Here is a 17,683-nt window from a genome sequence, read left to right on the forward strand (position 1 = left end):
GCCGAAACGTCCCTTTGTATCGAATATGAAAATTGCTGTTTTTGCCTCTGGCAACGGCTCAAACTTTCAGGTGATTGCGGAACAATTTCCAGTAGAATTTGTCTTTTCCGATCACCGGGATGCCTATGTCTTAGAACGTGCCAAAAACCTTGGCGTGGTGAGTCATGCCTTTGAACTCAAGGAATTTGACAATAAAGCAGCTTATGAAGAAGCTATTGTCAAACTTTTGGATGAGCACCAGATTGACCTAGTTTGTTTGGCCGGCTATATGAAAATCGTCAGTCCAACCTTGCTAGCAGCTTATGAAGGCCGTATCATCAATATTCACCCGGCTTATCTCCCTGAATTCCCTGGTGCTCATGGTATTGAGGATGCTTGGAATGCAGGCGTTGCTGAGAGCGGTGTGACCATTCACTGGGTGGATTCTGGCGTTGATACTGGTAAGGTTATCAAACAAGTCCGTGTGCCACGTCTTGAAGGTGATACCCTTGATACTTTCGAAACTCGCATCCACGAAACAGAGTACAAGCTCTATCCAGAAGTCTTGGAACGTTTGGGAGTAGCACGAAAATAAGGAAGCCATTGATCGGAAAGAACATTTTCGACTGTAGCAGATAAAGAACTTTTTAAAAAAGGAAAAGAAAGAAAAAATGACTAAACGCGCACTAATTAGTGTTTCAGACAAAGCGGGCATTGTTGAATTTGCCCAAGAACTCAAAAAACTCGGTTGGGACATCATCTCGACAGGTGGGACTAAAGTTGCCCTTGACAATGCTGGTGTTGATACCATTGCTATCGACGATGTGACTGGTTTCCCAGAAATGATGGACGGTCGTGTGAAGACTCTCCACCCAAATATCCACGGTGGTCTCCTTGCTCGTCGTGACCTCGATAGCCACCTTCAAGCGGCCAAAGACAATAATATCGAATTGATTGACCTTGTTGTGGTCAACCTTTACCCATTCAAGGAAACCATCCTTAAACCAGACGTGACTTACGCGGATGCGGTTGAAAATATCGATATTGGTGGGCCATCTATGCTTCGTTCAGCAGCTAAAAACCACGCTAGCGTAACAGTTGTGGTAGATCCGGCTGACTATGCTGTTGTGCTTGACGAATTGGCAGCAAACGGCGAAACAAGTTACGAAACTCGTCAACGGTTGGCAGCGAAAGTCTTCCGTCATACAGCAGCCTATGATGCTTTGATTGCAGAATACTTCACTGCTCAAGTGGGTGAAGAAAAACCTGAAAAACTCACATTGACTTATGACCTTAAGCAACTAATGCGTTATGGTGAAAACCCTCAACAAGACGCAGACTTCTACCAAAAAGCTTTGCCAACGGATTACTCCATCGCTTCAGCGAAACAGTTGAACGGGAAAGAATTGTCCTTCAACAATATCCGTGACGCTGATGCGGCTATCCGGATCATCCGTGATTTCAAAGACCGTCCAACCGTTGTGGCTCTTAAACACATGAACCCATGTGGCATTGGTCAAGCTGACGATATCGAAACTGCGTGGGACTACGCTTATGAGTCTGACCCAGTATCGATTTTCGGTGGAATCGTGGTTCTCAACCGTGAGGTAGATGCTGCGACAGCTCAAAAAATGCACGGTGTCTTCCTTGAAATCATCATTGCGCCAAGCTATACAGACGAAGCGCTTGAAATCTTGACTACCAAGAAGAAAAACTTGCGGATTCTTGAGCTACCATTTGACGCTCAAGATGATAGTGAAGTGGAAGCAGAATACACTGGTGTTGTTGGCGGTCTCCTCGTTCAAAACCAAGACGTGGTGAAAGAAAGTCCAGCTGACTGGCAAGTGGTGACGAAACGCCAACCAACTGAGACAGAAGCGACAGCTCTTGAGTTTGCTTGGAAAGCGATCAAGTATGTCAAATCAAATGGTATCATCGTGACCAATGACCACATGACACTTGGTGTCGGCCCAGGTCAAACCAATCGTGTGGCTTCAGTCCGTATCGCTATTGACCAAGCTAAAGACCGTCTTGACGGCGCTGTTCTTGCTTCAGATGCCTTCTTCCCATTTGCGGATAATGTGGAAGAAATCGCTAAAGCAGGGATTAAAGCGATCATCCAACCAGGAGGATCCGTTCGTGACCAAGAGTCAATCGAAGCGGCTGATAAATATGGTTTGACCATGATCTTTACAGGCGTGAGACATTTTAGACATTAATCAAAAAAGGCTGGGCAAAAAATGTCCAGCCTTTGATGTTTGATAGGAATAACTACAAGATGCAGTGGTTGATTGGTATCTTTTTTCGCTTTTTAAGCTCCAAAGATAACCTAATGAAGGAAACAAAGTTTCCTTTATCCACAACCTTCAACAGTCTCCCAGACTGTTGAAGCTGTGCGGGGTGGGAAGATTGAAAAGGTTTGGGGAACCTTTTCAACCTTTTTTAAATAGTCTGAGTTCTTTCCCACTCCCTTTCTGCTGGTTATGAAGGCCTTAATCTGGGTAGATATAGGTGACGGTTCCCCAGATGGGGTTGGTTGGATCGAACCAACCGCGGAAGTTGTCGATATAGCGATGGCCGTTGTAGTTAGCCTCTTGGATCTGAATTTTTTGGTCATGTTCGACATCCGTAACCAAGGCGACGTGCCCATATCCCCCATTGTCCCAACAGGCGATGGCACCGACCTCTGGGATGTCTCCTGTCCGGAATCCCGCAGCGCGTGCACTAGTTGCCCACATGCCACCGTTTCCCCACCAGTTATGGGCCCAAGGGGCTAATTCTTTGGCTCCCCAGGTACATTCACCAATGGGATAGGTGTTCCCTGGATGTGTCGCGAGTGGCGTGAGCTTTGGCTTTGCCTTTTCCACTTGAAAGGTAGTGGGGAATAGTCCTTTTAGTTGTCCTTGGCTTTTCTGATAGACATGTAGGTGAAATAGCCCATTTCCCTTGTGTTTTTGAGCTTGAAAGCGCAGTTGGAAATGTCCAGGTGCGACCTTCTTTGCGGGATACCAGACCAGATCATCCCGCCCATTTTCTTCAGACCAGATGGGGAAGACAATCTCGTCAACGTCTTCGAACAACTTTAGGTCTACCTCAAATTCTTGTTGGGAGATGGGTGTGATCGTAATCTTTGGCTGGGAGGAAGCCAGGTCTTTTTGCTGGACGCTGGTCGTGAGAGGGTAAAGACCGGTTAGCTGTTCATTTGCCTCCACTCCATAGACATGGACATGATAAAGTCCAGCTTGATCAGAATGATTGGTCAATGGCACTTGTAGATCAAATCCTTTGTCACTGCGTTCCACTGGATACCAAATCAGGTCATCTTGGCCATTTTGGTCAGACCAGACGGGAACTTGGATTTTTTGATACTTATCCGGGACGTTTCCAAGATGAATCACCAGCTGCCCTTTTTCGGCATAGATAGCATTGGTCGCTTGATTTGCATGGGCAATAGAGGCTTGCATCCCCCATGTCGCACAAGTCAGTACAACAAATTTTTTGATTGTTTGCATAATACTCCTTTTCGTCAATTAGTAGGTCTCACCTATACTATTCGGAAAAAAATGAGAAATAGGAGGAAATAGCAAAAAATGTTTGGATTCTACTGAAAATAGGAGGCTTTTGCTGAAATCATTAGAATAAAACGAACGATTATGATATAATTTAATAAAATAATTCGCAAAAGAGGTTCGAGATGAAACTTTTGGTTGTTGGATCTGGCGGTCGTGAGCATGCGATTGCTAAGAAATTGTTGGAGTCTACAGACGTTGAGCAGGTTTTTGTGGCTCCTGGTAATGACGGGATGCGATTAGATGGTCTAGATTTGATCAATATCGGAATATCCGAACATTCTAAGCTGATTGACTTCGCAAAAGTCAACGATATTGCTTGGACCTTTATCGGTCCAGATGATGCCCTTGCGGCTGGAATCGTGGATGATTTCAATGCAGCTGGTCTCAAGGCTTTTGGTCCGACCAAGGTTGCGGCTGAGCTGGAGTGGTCCAAGGATTTTGCTAAGGAAATCATGGTCAAGTACGACGTTCCGACAGCAGCCTATGGCACATTTTCAGATTTCGAAGAAGCCAAGGCCTACATCGAAGAAAAAGGTGCTCCAATCGTCGTCAAGGCAGACGGCTTGGCCCTTGGGAAAGGTGTCGTCGTTGCGGAGACAGTTGAGCAAGCAGTTGAAGCCGCTCACGAGATGCTTTTAGACAATAAATTTGGGGACTCTGGTGCGCGTGTGATCATCGAGGAATTTCTTGACGGGGAAGAGTTTTCTCTCTTTGCCTTTGTCAATGGAGATAAATTCTACATTATGCCAACGGCTCAGGACCACAAACGTGCCTATGATGGCGACAAGGGTCCCAACACTGGTGGGATGGGTGCCTATGCGCCGGTTCCTCACTTGCCACAGAGCATGGTTGACACAGCGGTTGACACCATTGTCAAGCCGGTTCTTGAAGGTATGATTAAAGAAGGCCGTCCCTACCTTGGTGTCCTTTACGCGGGGCTAATCTTGACTGCTGATGGACCGAAAGTCATCGAGTTCAACTCTCGTTTTGGAGATCCTGAAACGCAAATTATCTTGCCTCGTTTGACATCTGACTTTGCGCAAAACATCACTGACATTTTGGATGGCAAAGAGCCAGCCATCACTTGGACGGACAAGGGTGTGACATTGGGCGTGGTTGTAGCTTCAAACGGCTATCCACTCGCTTATGAGAAGGGTGTCAAACTTCCAGCCAAGACAGATGGTGACATCATCACTTACTATGCTGGTGCCAAATTCGCTGAAAATGGCCAAGACCTCCTCTCAAACGGTGGACGTGTCTACATGCTGGTTACCACAGCAGACACCGTAAAAGACGGTCAAAACATCATCTACAACGAACTCAACAAACAAAACACAGAAGGCCTATTCTATCGTACGGATATCGGTAGCAAGGCTAACAAATAAAACTCTTTGAAAACCTTCGATTGCCTGTGTTAAAGCTCCTTGCTGAACGTTAGTTCTATCTTCGTCGCTTTGCCTTGTCACTCTGTGGTTTTCTTCGAGTTTTCAAATATCATTGCTATTTTAGGCGACGAAGTCGCCAAACCCGATAATGGTCGCCGTGGTGAAAAGACCAGAACAGTGAATGTTCTGGTCGGGGGAAACTTTGAGACCTTAGGCTCAAAGTTTAGGAATGAAACCGAAGGTTTGCTTCCGTCCCCACCACCTAAGACCATTATCAAAAAAGGAGAAAAAATGAAACCAGTAATTTCCATTATCATGGGCTCAAAATCCGACTGGGCAACCATGCAAAAAGCCGCTGAAGTCCTCGACAACTTCGGTGTCGCTTACGAAAAGAAAGTTGTTTCCGCACATCGGACGCCGGACCTCATGTTCAAACATGCCGAAGAAGCACGTAGCCGTGGCATCAAGGTCATCATCGCAGGTGCGGGTGGCGCTGCTCACTTGCCAGGTATGGTTGCTGCTAAAACAACTCTTCCAGTCATCGGGGTACCTGTCAAGTCTCGTGCCCTTAGCGGTGTGGATTCTCTTTATTCTATCGTTCAGATGCCAGGTGGTGTACCTGTCGCAACCATGGCTATCGGTGAAGCTGGTGCGACTAATGCAGCCCTCTTTGCCCTTCGTCTCCTCTCAGTAGAAGACAAGGGCATTGCGGATGCGCTTGCTAACTTTGCTGAAGAACAAGGAAAAATCGCAGAGGAGTCTACAAATGAGCTCAACTAAAACCATTGGTATCATCGGTGGTGGCCAGCTCGGTCAGATGATGGCTATCTCAGCTATCTACATGGGCCACAAGGTTATCACCCTTGATCCTGCAGCAGATTGTCCATCTTCTCGTGTGTCTGAGGTTATCGTGGCCCCTTACGACGATGTGGATGCCCTTCGTCAGTTGGCGGACCGCTGTGATGTTCTCACTTATGAGTTTGAAAATGTCGACGCTGACGGCCTTGACGCTGTTATCAAAGACGGTCAGCTCCCACAAGGAACAGACCTGCTTCGCATTTCACAAAACCGTATTTTTGAGAAGGACTTTCTCTCAAACAAGGCTAAAGTAACCGTTGCCCCTTACAAGGTAGTGACATCTAGCCTTGATTTAGAAGATATTGACTTTTCTAAAAAGTATGTCCTTAAGACTGCGACAGGCGGTTACGATGGACATGGTCAAAAAGTCATCACATCAGCCGACGATTTGGAAGAGGCAAATGCCCTTGCTAACTCAGCCGAGTGTGTCTTGGAAGAGTTCGTTAACTTCGACCTTGAAATTTCAGTCATCGTGTCTGGTAACGGTAAGGATGTGACAGTTTTCCCAGTTCAGGAAAATATCCACCGCAACAACATCCTTTCTAAAACCATCGTGCCCGCTCGCATTTCTGATAGTCTAGCTGAGAAAGCTAAAGCCATGGCTGTGAAGATTGCCGAGCAACTTAACCTCTCTGGTACCCTTTGTGTGGAAATGTTTGCGACAGCTGATGACATCATCGTCAACGAAATCGCACCACGCCCACACAATTCTGGTCACTACTCAATCGAAGCTTGCGACTTTTCACAGTTTGACACGCATATCTTGGGCGTTCTCGGAGCGCCACTTCCAGCAATCCATCTCCATGCGCCAGCTGTCATGCTCAATGTCCTCGGCCAACACGTCGAAGCAGCTGAGTGTTATGTCACAGAAAATCCAAGCGCCCACCTCCACATGTATGGTAAACTAGAAGCAAAGCACAATCGCAAGATGGGACATGTGACTTTGTTTAGTGATGTGCCAGACGAGGTTGAGGAGTTTGGTGAGGGGATTGATTTTTGAAATGACAGAAGAATTTGATGAATTGCTGGATGATGAAATAACGACCGTAACACTGACTTATACGGACGATTTGATTGTTCCAGAGATTGCGGATAGAGAGGGGATTCATATTTTAGACAGAACTGGCAATCAGCTAGTCTTAGAATATTCTTGTTCCGTGAAGGAAGTTAAGGATTATCTGAGTAGTTACGGTCTGCCTAGACATCCTGAGAGAATTTCATTTGAATTTTCTATACATGAAGACTCAGAAAATGATAATCTTTAATGCTAAATGGAGACTAGTTTATGATTCAAATTATTGTCAACGCATTGTTAAACAAGAGGAGCCAGACTACTGCTGGAAAAGGATTGATTTTTAGTGGATAAGTTATTTACAAATGAACACGGTTATTTTAATTGGCAATCTGTATTAGCGATTATAGGAATTCTTAGCTTCTTATGGGGGATTTATATCTATGTTGATAAACGAAAATCGAAGATACAAGAACGAAAAATACAGAGCCAAGTAAAAAAACAAGAAAAATTAACGGAACCTTATAACGAGTTAATCAGGATAATATCTTTATTTCCAAATAGAACTCCATATGATGTCATGACTCTATTATCAAATGGACCTAACTTTCATTCAGAAAACTTTGATGCGGTGAATAGAATTTTAGAAATTCAGATTAAAGAAGATTATCAAAAGCGATTAGAGCGAAAAGGTCTTACTTATCAAGACGAAGAAGATATCAAAACAGAAATTCGGAATAGAGAATACTATATCAAGGAAATAGAAAAAATCAAAAATCAGTATTTTTTAGCTAAGAAAGAATATGAACGATTTAGAAGTACCGATAAGATTATTGAATTGTATGCCAGTCAAGACGTAAAAAATTGCTTAGTCAAGTTTGAGGTTACTTGGCAAAACGCTTTTATTACAGGTAGACCTTTAGAATATAACGATGGTAGAAACAATAAATTGGATGATATTTGTTGGGAACTTGAACAAGTCATAAGGACTGATCTAGGTATTATTTAAAGTGGAGACATTGATATGATTCAACTTATCGTCAACGCCTTTGTTGAAAAAGAGAAGACAGGGGCAGTCGTCGAAGTCTTGTATGCTAGCAGTGATCACGAAAAAGTGAAAGCTAAGTATGAAGAGCTAGTTGCACAATATCCTGAAAACTATTTAGCCATCTATGATCTACCGTTAGATACGGATTTGAATACATTAGATCACTATCCATCAGTGTGGATTGGGAAAGAAGAATTTGAATAGGAGAACTTAGTATATGGGGATATTTAGTTTTGGGAAGCCTAAAGATGAAGTTCTAGAAAATAAAATTCAAAAATTAAACCAAGAAATAGAATTAAAGAAAAAGAGTTTAGATGAATTAAAATTACAAATACAAACTGCTAAGGAAATATATTCTTTAAACGAAGAATTAGCAAATAAACAGAGTGAGCTTGATCGTTTAAATTATGAAATTTCTTTAGCAAATGATGACTTAGGTTTACAAGAATTTGGCTTTTTTAATCGGCAATATAAATTCACTGATTCACTTCAATACAAAGAAGCTTTAGAAAATCTTAGACTTAGGGAAAAAGAACTTGTTAAAAATGATAGTGCTGCAAAGATTATTTGGACCTACACTTTTAACAACAGTGAAAAAAAGGGGCGTGCGATTCAAAATAAATTAAAAAAGGTGGCAATTCGAGGTTTTAATGGGGAAGCAGATGCCTTACTAGTAAAAGCAACGCCTGCTAATGTTGAGAATAAGAAGACCGCTCTTATACGCTCGTTTGATCAGTTGAACAAAATTTATGCTAGTAATGGTATAGAGATTAGTCCAGAATATTTACAACTGAAATTGCTTGAATTTCAATTGGCTGTTGAGTACGAGCTTCAGAAGCAAGAAGAAAAAGAGTTGCTTCGTGAACAACGGGAAAAGGAACGAGAAGATAAAAAACTTCAAGCTGAGATTAAAGCGAAACGAAAGCAATTGGAAAAGGATAGAGATCACTTTAAAAATATGGTTGCCAAGGTAACAGAGTTGCTAAAAGAAGCAAAAAATGATGAAGTAGATGAACTCAGACGCCAATTGACTGAATATCAAGATAAACTATCTGAATTAGATGAAATTGAAGAAGACATTGATTACCGAGAAGGCCATGCAACAGCAGGATATGTGTATGTGATATCTAACATAGGGTCTTTTGGTGAAGATGTATATAAAATTGGAGTAACTCGCCGTTTAGAGCCGTTAGAACGAATCAGGGAGTTGAGCAGTGCATCTGTACCATTTCAATTTGATGTCCATGCTTTGATATTTAGTGAGGAAGCATTTGCACTGGAAACAGAATTACACAATCAACTTGCTAATTATAAAGTAAATAAGGTGAATGGAAGAAAAGAGTATTTCAAGGTTCCCTTTGATAAAATTAAAAGTATTTTAGCATCTCATAAAGAATTAACGGTGGAGCTGAATGAAAATGCTGAAGCATTTGAATACAGGCAAACCAAAGCTATTGAAGATAAACAGTTATAACAAAACTATTTTTGTTCGTTAAACGGATGTTTCACGCCGTGGGGAAAGCGTAAGCGACGGAAATCTTGAGACTAGAGGCTCAAGATTTAGTCATGAGATTCCGCAGGAAGCTGCTGACGTCCGCCCCAAATAAGTGAAACATCAAAAGAAAGGAAAATAATAATATGATCGAACGTTACTCTCGCCCAGAAATGGCGAACATTTGGACTGAAGAAAATAAATACCGTGCTTGGCTTGAGGTGGAAATCTTGGCGGATGAAGCCTGGGCTGAATTGGGAGAAATTCCTAAGGAAGATGTGGCTTTGATCCGCGAAAAAGCGGACTTTGACATCGACCGTATTTTGGAAATCGAGCAGCAAACTCGCCACGATGTGGTGGCCTTCACACGTGCGGTTTCTGAAACGCTTGGTGAAGAGCGTAAGTGGGTTCACTATGGTTTGACTTCTACTGACGTGGTAGATACGGCCTATGGTTACCTATACAAACAAGCCAACGACATCATCCGCAAGGACCTTGAAAACTTCCTCAACATCATCGCTGACAAAGCGAAAGAACACAAGTTCACTATCATGATGGGTCGTACCCACGGTGTGCACGCTGAGCCGACAACATTTGGTTTGAAATTGGCGACTTGGTACAGCGAAATGAAGCGCAACATCGAGCGTTTCGAGCATGCGGCTGCTGGTGTGGAAGCTGGGAAGATTTCTGGTGCGGTTGGTAACTTTGCTAACATCCCACCATTCGTTGAAAAATACGTCTGCGATAAATTGGGTATCCGTGCTCAAGAAATCTCTACACAGGTCCTTCCTCGTGACCTTCACGCTGAGTACTTTGCAGTTCTTGCGAGCATCGCAACTTCTATCGAGCGTATGGCAACTGAAATCCGTGGTCTTCAAAAATCTGAACAACGTGAAGTGGAAGAGTTCTTTGCCAAAGGTCAAAAAGGATCTTCAGCAATGCCTCACAAACGTAACCCAATCGGTTCTGAAAACATGACAGGTCTTGCGCGTGTGATCCGTGGTCACATGGTCACAGCTTATGAAAACGTAGCCCTTTGGCACGAGCGTGATATCTCTCACTCATCAGCTGAGCGCATCATCGCACCAGATACAACTATCTTGATTGACTACATGCTCAACCGTTTCGGAAACATCGTTAAGAACTTGACAGTCTTCCCAGAAAACATGATTCGCAACATGAACTCTACATTTGGTTTGATCTTCAGCCAACGTGCCATGTTGACTTTGATTGAAAAAGGGATGACACGTGAGCAAGCTTACGACCTTGTTCAACCGAAGACTGCCCAATCATGGGATAACCAAGTAGACTTCAAACCACTTCTTGAAGCAGATCCAGAAGTAACTTCACGTCTCACTCAAGAAGAAATCGACGAAATCTTCAACCCAACTTACTACACCAAACGGGTGGATGAAATCTTCGAACGCATCGGTTTGGGTGACTAATCGCAACGAAAAAGGGAATTTGAAAAATAGACGAAAGAGGCTGGGCAAAAACTGTCCAGCCTTTGATGTTTGATAAGACTAACTGCAAGACGCAGTGGTTGATTGGTATCTTTGTTCGCTTATGAAGCTCCAAAGATGACCTACTCAACTGTGCGGGGGTGGGGAAGACGAACTCTTTTTAACTAGTCGGAGTTCTTTCCCACTCCCTTTTTAAACTTTTTATAGCTAAACTATCACTAATTATATATATTTTTAAAGAGGTCTTTAGAAATCGTTTTCAACATGCTATACTGGAGCTATAAAAAAGACCGAGATGTCTCAGTCTTTTTGGTTCTTAGTGATCGCGGTCACAGGAGATGAACTTGATCTTGTAGTAGTCACCGCGTTTATAGGTTTCAGAGTACTCAAGGATTTGGCCAGTCGCTTCTAGCTTGGTCGTCTTCACTTGTTTGACCGTTGGGAAATTTTCGTCGATCTTCAATACTTTAGCAATCTTGCTTGGTGTAGGAAAGACGATTTCGTTGACTTCTTCGAAGTGCTCATCATTCATATGAATGTGATAGTCTTCTTTGAAGCGATCATAGATAGAGCTGTAGTATTCCAAATTTGGATAGTTTGGATTGATGTATTGTTCAGGAACATAGGTTTGGTGGAAGATATAGGTATCATCCCCTGTCTGGCGAGTCCGTTCGATCTTATAGTAGAATTGCGTTGGGTTGAGGCCTAGTTTGTCTAGGATGCTTAAGGTATTTCCACGTTTAATAGAGAGAACTTTGACTTTGGCCTTTTGGATTGGGAAGGTCTCAACATCTGAAAATTCAACCAGTTTGTGTTTTCGAGCACGAGAAACAAAGGTTCCTTTTCCTTGCTGACGGACAATGTAGCCATCAGCAGCGAGGTCGTTCAAAGCACGGACAACGGTGATAGAGCTGACATCATAAATTTTAATGAGTTCAGCTTCAGTATAAAATTTATCTCCATTTTCAAATTTTCCGGAGATAATTTGCTGCTTCAATTCATCTTTGATGTGTTGGTACTTTGGAATTGCCATAGTGCTACCTCTCTTTAGATTTCTCTTATTTAACCCTATTTTAACATATTTTTTATAAAAGTGTTGACATTTTTTAAATAATTTATTATATTAATAAATGAAAAGGGTTACATATAAGAAAGGGGGCGTTTATGGGAGTTTTTGAGATTCGCGATGCTTTCTATTTAAAAGGTCAACACTTCAAGATTTTGTCCGGAGCGATCCATTATTTCCGAATTGACCCAGCAGACTGGTATCATTCCTTGTATAATCTAAAGGCTTTGGGGTTTAACACGGTTGAGACCTATGTCCCTTGGAATGCGCACGAACCCCGCAAAGGGCAGTTTGACTTTAGTGGTCGATTGGATCTAGAGCGTTTCATTCAAACCGGCCAATCCCTTGGACTTTACATGATTGTAAGGCCGTCGCCCTTTATCTGTGCAGAGTGGGAATTTGGTGGATTACCAGCCTGGCTCTTGGAAGAAGACCTGCGAATTCGCTCATCAGACCCAGCCTTTATCGAAGCAGTGGATCGTTATTATGATCGCTTGCTTGGGTTGTTAACACCCTACCAAGTGGATCAGGGTGGTCCAATCCTCATGATGCAGGTGGAAAATGAGTACGGCTCTTATGGAGAAGACAAGGATTATCTTCGTGCCATTCGGGATTTGATGAAGGAAAAAGGCGTGACCTGTCCTCTCTTTACATCAGATGGTCCATGGCGAGCAACTCTAAGAGCAGGAACCTTGATCGAAGAAGACCTCTTCGTGACAGGAAACTTCGGTTCCAAAGCAGCCTATAACTTTGGTCAAATGAAAGAATTCTTTGACGAATACGGCAAGAGATGGCCCTTGATGTGTATGGAATTCTGGGATGGCTGGTTTACCCGCTGGAAAGAACCTGTGATTCAAAGGGACCCAGAGGAGTTGGCTGAAGCTGTCCATGAGGTCTTGGAGCTTGGCTCCATTAATCTCTACATGTTTCATGGCGGAACCAATTTTGGCTTCATGAATGGTTGTTCAGCTCGGGGGACGCTTGATTTGCCACAGGTGACGTCCTATGACTATGGGGCTTTGCTCAATGAGCAGGGCAATCCGACGGAGAAGTATTATGCTATTCAAAAAATGATGGCGACCTATTATCCGGAATACCCACAGCAAGAACCGCTCATCAAAGAGTGTTTACCAGAACAGACCTTGCAATTGGCGGCCAAGACTAGTCTTTTTGGGAATCTGGATAATTTGGCTCAAGTCGAGACCAGCCTTTATCCCGAAAAGATGGAAGAGTTGGGGCAAACCACAGGTTATCTCCTATATGAGACAGACCTTGAGTTGGATGCGGAAGAAGAAAGACTGCGCATCATTGATGGTCGAGATCGGGTACAGATTTACCTGGATGATCAACATGTAGCAACGCAATACCAAACAGAGATCGGTGAAGATCTTTTTATCAAAGGAAAAAAGAAAGCGGTTACGAATTTAAAAATCTTGCTTGAGAATATGGGACGTGTCAACTATGGGCACAAGCTCTTGGCTGATAGCCAGCACAAGGGCATTCGCACAGGTGTCTGTGTGGATTTGCATTTCCACCTGCATTGGAAGCAGTACCCACTGGATTTACAAGATCTCAGTCAGCTCGATTTTTCAAAGGAATGGCAGGCAGGTGCTCCAGCATTTTACCGATATGATTTTCAGCTGGACCACACCCTTGACACCTATCTGGATATGACAGGATTTGGGAAAGGGGTCGTCTTTGTCAATGGCCATAACCTTGGTCGTTTCTGGGAGGTCGGACCGACCACTTCACTTTACGTGCCTCATGGTTTCCTCAAAGAAGGAGCTAATAGCCTGATCGTCTTTGAGACAGAAGGGCGTTACCAAGAGACACTTGAACTTGTTCAACAACCTACATTCAAAGAAGTAAAGGGGGAAAACTTATGACTATTGTAGGATGCCGTATTGATGGACGTTTGATCCACGGGCAGGTAGCCAATCTTTGGACTACCAAACTAAATGTTTCACGTATCATGGTGATCGATGATGAAGTCGCTCAAAATGATATTGAAAAAAGTGGCTTGAAACTAGCGACACCACCTGGTGTTAAGCTCAGTATCTTGCCAGTCGCAAAGGCTGCGGAAAATATCTTGGCTAGAAAATATGATAGCCAACGACTCTTTATCGTAGCTCGCAAACCTGATCGTTTCCTTCGTTTGATCGAAGCAGGTGTTCAGCTTGAAACGCTGAATGTCGGCAATATGTCTCAATCTGATGAGACACGTGCGATTACCCGCTCGATCAATGTGGTGGACGCGGACGTGGAAGACTTCAACAAGATCCACGAAAAAGGTGTAAAGATTACGTCTCAGATGGTGCCAAACGACACTGCAGAAGACTTTATGAAGTTATTAAAGTAAAAGAAAATTTTTAGGAGGAAATTGTCATGATACAATGGTGGCAAATTTTACTACTTACTTTGTACTCAGCTTATCAAATCTGTGATGAGTTGACGATTGTTTCATCAGCAGGCTCACCAGTCTTTGCTGGTTTCATTACAGGACTTGTTATGGGGGATTTAGGAACAGGTCTCTTTATCGGAGCGTCTCTCCAATTGACAGTGCTCGGTGTAGGTACTTTCGGTGGAGCTTCTCGTATTGACGCCACTTCTGGTGCCGTTCTTGCAACTGCCTTTTCAGTAGCGCAAGGTATTAAACCAGAAATTGCGATTTCAACTATTGCCGTTCCCGTAGCTGCTCTCTTGACCTATGCAGATATCCTTGGCCGTATGAGTACTACTGCCTTTGCACACCGTATTGATGCGGCGATCGAACGCTTTGATTATAAAGGAATTGAACGCAACTACCTTCTTGGTGCTGTTCCTTGGGCTCTCTCTCGTGCCCTTCCAGTCTTCTTGGCTCTTGCCTTTGGTGGTGCTTTTGTCCAATCTGTTGTTGACTTTGTTGCAAAATATCAATGGTTCGCAAACGGCTTGACTCTTGCAGGACGTATGCTTCCTGGTCTTGGATTTGCGATCTTGCTTCACTACTTGCCTGTGAAACGTCACCTTCACTATCTTGCCCTTGGTTTTGGCTTGACAGCGATGTTGACAGTGCTTTACAGCAATGTTCAAAGCCTTGGTGCTGCAGTGTCTAGCATTGTTGGTTCTGATGTGTTCGCTAAACTTCCAAAAGAACAAGCTATTACTTTTGTTAACAACTTCAAGAGTGTATCTATGATTGGTATTGCCATTATCGGTATCTTCCTTGCAGTACAACACTTCAAAAACAGTCAACGTACAGTCGTAGCTGCTCCAGCAAGCAATGTAGAAAGCGGGGAAATTGAAGATGACGAATTCTAATTACAAACTAACAAAAGAAGATTTTAAACAAATCAACAAACGTAGCCTCTTCACCTTCCAATTAGGTTGGAACTACGAACGGATGCAGGCTTCTGGTTACCTTTACATGCTTCTTCCACAATTGCGGAAAATGTATGGAGATGGCACACCTGAATTGAAAGAAATGATGAAATTGCATACGCAATTCTTCAATACTTCTCCATTCTTCCACACCATTATCACTGGTTTTGATTTGGCTTTGGAAGAAAAAGATGGTGTCAACTCTAAAGATGCGGTTAACGGGATCAAGACAGGTCTCATGGGACCATTTGCCCCTCTTGGAGACTCTATCTTTGGATCTTTGGTTCCAGCTATTATGGGATCTATTGCAGCAACCATCGCGTCACAAGGTCAACCATGGGGTATCTTCCTTTGGATTGCTGTGGCAGTTGCTTATGATATCTTCCGTTGGAAACAGTTGGAATTCGCTTATAAAGAAGGTACCAACTTAATCAACAACATGCAAAGTACCTTGACAGCTTTGATCGAAGCAGCTTCTGTACTTGGTATCTTCATGGTCGGTGCCTTGATTGCAACGATGATCAATGTGGATGTAACCTGGATGCCACACATCGGGGACAAAGCCATCGATATCCAAGACATGCTCAATTTGATCTTCCCACGCTTGGTTCCAGCTATTATCACAGGTGTGATCTACTGGTTGCTTGGACGTAAAGGTATGAACTCAACCAAGGCTATCTTGTTGATTATCGTCGCAGCTATTTCCTTCTCTGCCTTTGGACATTTCTTCTTTGGAATGGAATAATGGAGTAAGGTATGGCAAAAGAGTTAGTATTGGTCAGCCATGGTCGCTTTTGTGAAGAGCTCAAAGCGAGCACAGAGATGATTATGGGACCACAAGAATCCATCCATACGGTTGCACTCTTACCAGAAGAAGGACCAGAAGACTTTACTGCTAAATTCGAAGCAACAGTCCAAGGTCTAGAAGACTATATTGTATTTGCCGATCTCTTGGGAGGAACTCCTTGCAACACCGTGAGCCGCTTGATCCTTGAAGGACGTGCGATTGACTTATACGCAGGGATGAATCTTCCGATGGTTATCGAATTCATCAATAGTAGCCTGACTGGTAATGAAGGGGACTACCCTGAACGTGCAAAAGAAAGTATTGTCAAGGTCAATGACCTCTTGTCAAACCTTGATGATGATGAAGATGAGTAGGTTGGTATGGGAGTCTGGGAGCATCATCTCAGGCTCCTTTCCCATTTATCAACGTTAGATTGTAGAAAGGAACAACAGGTTCTATGTTAGACTATACAAAAGAAGACTTGCAGGAGCTAGGAGCAGAGATCACAACACGTGAGATTTACCAACAACCAAGTGTTTGGAAAGAAACGGCTCGCTTGTACCAAGAAAGAAAAGCGGAAATCAAAGCTTTCTTAGAAAAGATTGGGCAAGAGCATGACTATATCAAGGTCATCTTGACAGGGGCAGGAACCTCAGCATATGTGGGGGATACCTTGGTTCCTTACTTGCAGGAAGTGCACGATGAACGCCACTGGAATTTTCAATCCATTGCGACGACGGATATCGTAGCTCATCCTCAAACCTATTTGAAAAAAGAGGTTCCGACGATTTTAGTATCTTTTGCCCGGAGTGGCAATTCGCCAGAAAGTGTCGCAACCGTGCAGTTGGCCCAAGGCTTGGTCGATGAACTTTATCAGATCACCATTACCTGTGCCGAAGAAGGAAAACTGGCCCAGCAAGCCCACGGAGATGAGCGCAATCTCTTGCTCTTACAGCCGAAAGAAACCAACGATGCTGGTTTTGCCATGACCTCTAGCTTTACCTCCATGCTCTTGACAGCTCTCTTGGTCTTTGATCCAAGCGAGGAAGAGATGAAAGAAAAACGAGTAGAAGAACTGATTCATCTGTCAGAGCAAATCTTGGAGAAGGACCGTGCGGTCAAAGAAGTGGTCGATCTAGACTTCGAGCGCGTGATCTACCTGGGGGCAGGACCTTTCTTTGGCCTAGCCCATGAAGCCCAGCTCAAGATTTTGGAATTAACAGCAGGCAAAATCGCAACCATGTATGAGAGTCCTGTCGGTTTCCGTCACGGTCCAAAATCCCTCATCAATGACCAGACTCTCGTCTTGGTCTTTGGATCCATTGATCCTTATACCCGTCAGTATGATCTGGACTTGGTTGGAGAAGTTGCAGGAGATCGGATTGCCCGTCAAGTTGTCCTCTTGACCGATCAAGCTGCAGGGATCGAGCATGTACGGGAAGTGTTGGTGAAAGCATCAGCAGACTCCCTAGATATCTACCGTGCCTTCCCATACATTATCTACGGTCAGTTGATTTCTCTCTTGACTTCGCTCAAGGTGCAAAATCGCCCAGACACGCCATCACCAACTGGTACCGTCAATCGGGTTGTTCAAGGGGTGATCATTCATCCATTTCATAAAGAATAGCCACTAATTTTCTATAAAAAGTGGAGTGTTTCTT

The 17,683-nt window shown here is 43.5% G+C and carries 18 protein-coding genes; 16 read left to right on the forward strand and 2 right to left on the reverse strand.

Annotated elements, in window-relative coordinates; all coding sequences use genetic code 11:
- Positions 1-25 precede the first annotated feature (25 nt).
- Together purN and purH are read left to right on the forward strand one after the other, a co-directional pair.
- Positions 26-574 carry a phosphoribosylglycinamide formyltransferase gene (purN, locus tag LIZ08_RS05905; RefSeq protein ID WP_155169918.1) on the forward strand — a complete coding sequence of 183 codons (549 nt, stop codon included), beginning with the start codon at positions 26-28 and terminating at the stop codon, positions 572-574.
- A gap of 76 nt (positions 575-650) precedes the next feature.
- Complete coding sequence (purH, locus tag LIZ08_RS05910) at positions 651-2,198, forward strand: bifunctional phosphoribosylaminoimidazolecarboxamide formyltransferase/IMP cyclohydrolase (protein ID WP_155169916.1); 1,548 nt, start codon at positions 651-653, stop codon at positions 2,196-2,198.
- A gap of 273 nt (positions 2,199-2,471) precedes the next feature.
- On the opposite strand, the gene LIZ08_RS05915 is transcribed toward purH, so the two are convergent.
- A complete protein-coding gene (locus LIZ08_RS05915; RefSeq protein ID WP_227038468.1) occupies positions 2,472-3,491 on the reverse strand; it encodes a GBS Bsp-like repeat-containing protein in 1,020 nt (339 codons plus the stop codon).
- Between the two features lie 182 nt (positions 3,492-3,673).
- Between LIZ08_RS05915 and purD the strand changes: the two genes are divergently transcribed.
- The 8 genes from purD to purB all read left to right on the forward strand — a co-directional run bounded on the left by purD (position 3,674) and on the right by purB (position 10,791).
- On the forward strand, positions 3,674-4,936 hold the full coding sequence (gene purD / locus LIZ08_RS05920) for a phosphoribosylamine--glycine ligase (protein WP_227038469.1): 1,263 nt from the start codon (positions 3,674-3,676) through the stop codon (positions 4,934-4,936).
- A 291-nt stretch (positions 4,937-5,227) separates the two neighbouring features.
- The gene (gene purE, locus LIZ08_RS05925) at positions 5,228-5,716 is read left to right on the forward strand and encodes a 5-(carboxyamino)imidazole ribonucleotide mutase (protein ID WP_031572850.1); all 489 of its coding nucleotides are present in this window, start codon (positions 5,228-5,230) and stop codon (positions 5,714-5,716) included.
- Positions 5,703-6,794 (forward strand): 5-(carboxyamino)imidazole ribonucleotide synthase, encoded by a 1,092-nt coding sequence (purK, locus tag LIZ08_RS05930; RefSeq protein WP_024054858.1) that lies wholly within the window; start codon positions 5,703-5,705, stop codon positions 6,792-6,794. Before purE ends, purK begins: the two co-directional genes overlap by 14 nt.
- 1 nt (position 6,795) lies before the next feature.
- Positions 6,796-7,059, forward strand: coding sequence for a hypothetical protein (locus tag LIZ08_RS05935; RefSeq protein ID WP_031572847.1), 264 nt, complete (start codon positions 6,796-6,798; stop codon positions 7,057-7,059).
- 93 nt (positions 7,060-7,152) lie between these two features.
- Complete coding sequence (locus LIZ08_RS05940; RefSeq protein ID WP_024054860.1) at positions 7,153-7,815, forward strand: hypothetical protein; 663 nt, start codon at positions 7,153-7,155, stop codon at positions 7,813-7,815.
- Positions 7,816-7,830: 15 nt separating this feature from the next.
- A complete protein-coding gene (locus LIZ08_RS05945) occupies positions 7,831-8,058 on the forward strand; it encodes a hypothetical protein (RefSeq protein ID WP_024054861.1) in 228 nt (75 codons plus the stop codon).
- Between the two features lie 13 nt (positions 8,059-8,071).
- The gene (locus tag LIZ08_RS05950; protein WP_031572840.1) at positions 8,072-9,328 is read left to right on the forward strand and encodes a DUF4041 domain-containing protein; all 1,257 of its coding nucleotides are present in this window, start codon (positions 8,072-8,074) and stop codon (positions 9,326-9,328) included.
- A gap of 164 nt (positions 9,329-9,492) precedes the next feature.
- Complete coding sequence (gene purB / locus LIZ08_RS05955; RefSeq protein ID WP_003013885.1) at positions 9,493-10,791, forward strand: adenylosuccinate lyase; 1,299 nt, start codon at positions 9,493-9,495, stop codon at positions 10,789-10,791.
- Between the two features lie 334 nt (positions 10,792-11,125).
- Here purB and LIZ08_RS05960 read toward each other — a convergent pair whose 3' ends face one another.
- The gene (locus LIZ08_RS05960; RefSeq protein WP_042760251.1) at positions 11,126-11,842 is read right to left on the reverse strand and encodes a GntR family transcriptional regulator; all 717 of its coding nucleotides are present in this window, start codon (positions 11,840-11,842) and stop codon (positions 11,126-11,128) included.
- A 131-nt stretch (positions 11,843-11,973) separates the two neighbouring features.
- On the opposite strand from LIZ08_RS05960, the gene LIZ08_RS05965 reads away from it, so the two are divergent.
- The 6 genes from LIZ08_RS05965 to LIZ08_RS05990 all read left to right on the forward strand — a co-directional run bounded on the left by LIZ08_RS05965 (position 11,974) and on the right by LIZ08_RS05990 (position 17,649).
- Positions 11,974-13,761: a glycoside hydrolase family 35 protein gene (locus tag LIZ08_RS05965; protein WP_227038470.1), complete on the forward strand. Its 1,788-nt coding sequence runs from the start codon at positions 11,974-11,976 to the stop codon at positions 13,759-13,761.
- Complete coding sequence (locus tag LIZ08_RS05970) at positions 13,758-14,234, forward strand: PTS system mannose/fructose/N-acetylgalactosamine-transporter subunit IIB (protein WP_227038471.1); 477 nt, start codon at positions 13,758-13,760, stop codon at positions 14,232-14,234. Before LIZ08_RS05965 ends, LIZ08_RS05970 begins: the two co-directional genes overlap by 4 nt.
- Before the next feature lie 26 nt (positions 14,235-14,260).
- Complete coding sequence (locus tag LIZ08_RS05975; RefSeq protein WP_154854661.1) at positions 14,261-15,175, forward strand: PTS mannose/fructose/sorbose/N-acetylgalactosamine transporter subunit IIC; 915 nt, start codon at positions 14,261-14,263, stop codon at positions 15,173-15,175.
- Entirely contained in the window at positions 15,162-15,980 is an 819-nt protein-coding gene (locus tag LIZ08_RS05980; protein ID WP_154854663.1) for a PTS system mannose/fructose/sorbose family transporter subunit IID, read from the forward strand. Before LIZ08_RS05975 ends, LIZ08_RS05980 begins: the two co-directional genes overlap by 14 nt.
- An 11-nt stretch (positions 15,981-15,991) precedes the next feature.
- Complete coding sequence (locus LIZ08_RS05985) at positions 15,992-16,396, forward strand: PTS sugar transporter subunit IIA (RefSeq protein ID WP_003002366.1); 405 nt, start codon at positions 15,992-15,994, stop codon at positions 16,394-16,396.
- An 83-nt stretch (positions 16,397-16,479) separates the two neighbouring features.
- The gene (locus tag LIZ08_RS05990; protein ID WP_049483970.1) at positions 16,480-17,649 is read left to right on the forward strand and encodes an SIS domain-containing protein; all 1,170 of its coding nucleotides are present in this window, start codon (positions 16,480-16,482) and stop codon (positions 17,647-17,649) included.
- Positions 17,650-17,683 lie beyond the last annotated feature (34 nt).

This window comes from Streptococcus sp. 210928-DFI.4.42 (assembly GCF_020554365.1).
In the GTDB taxonomy this organism is placed as follows: domain Bacteria; phylum Bacillota; class Bacilli; order Lactobacillales; family Streptococcaceae; genus Streptococcus; species Streptococcus parasanguinis_S.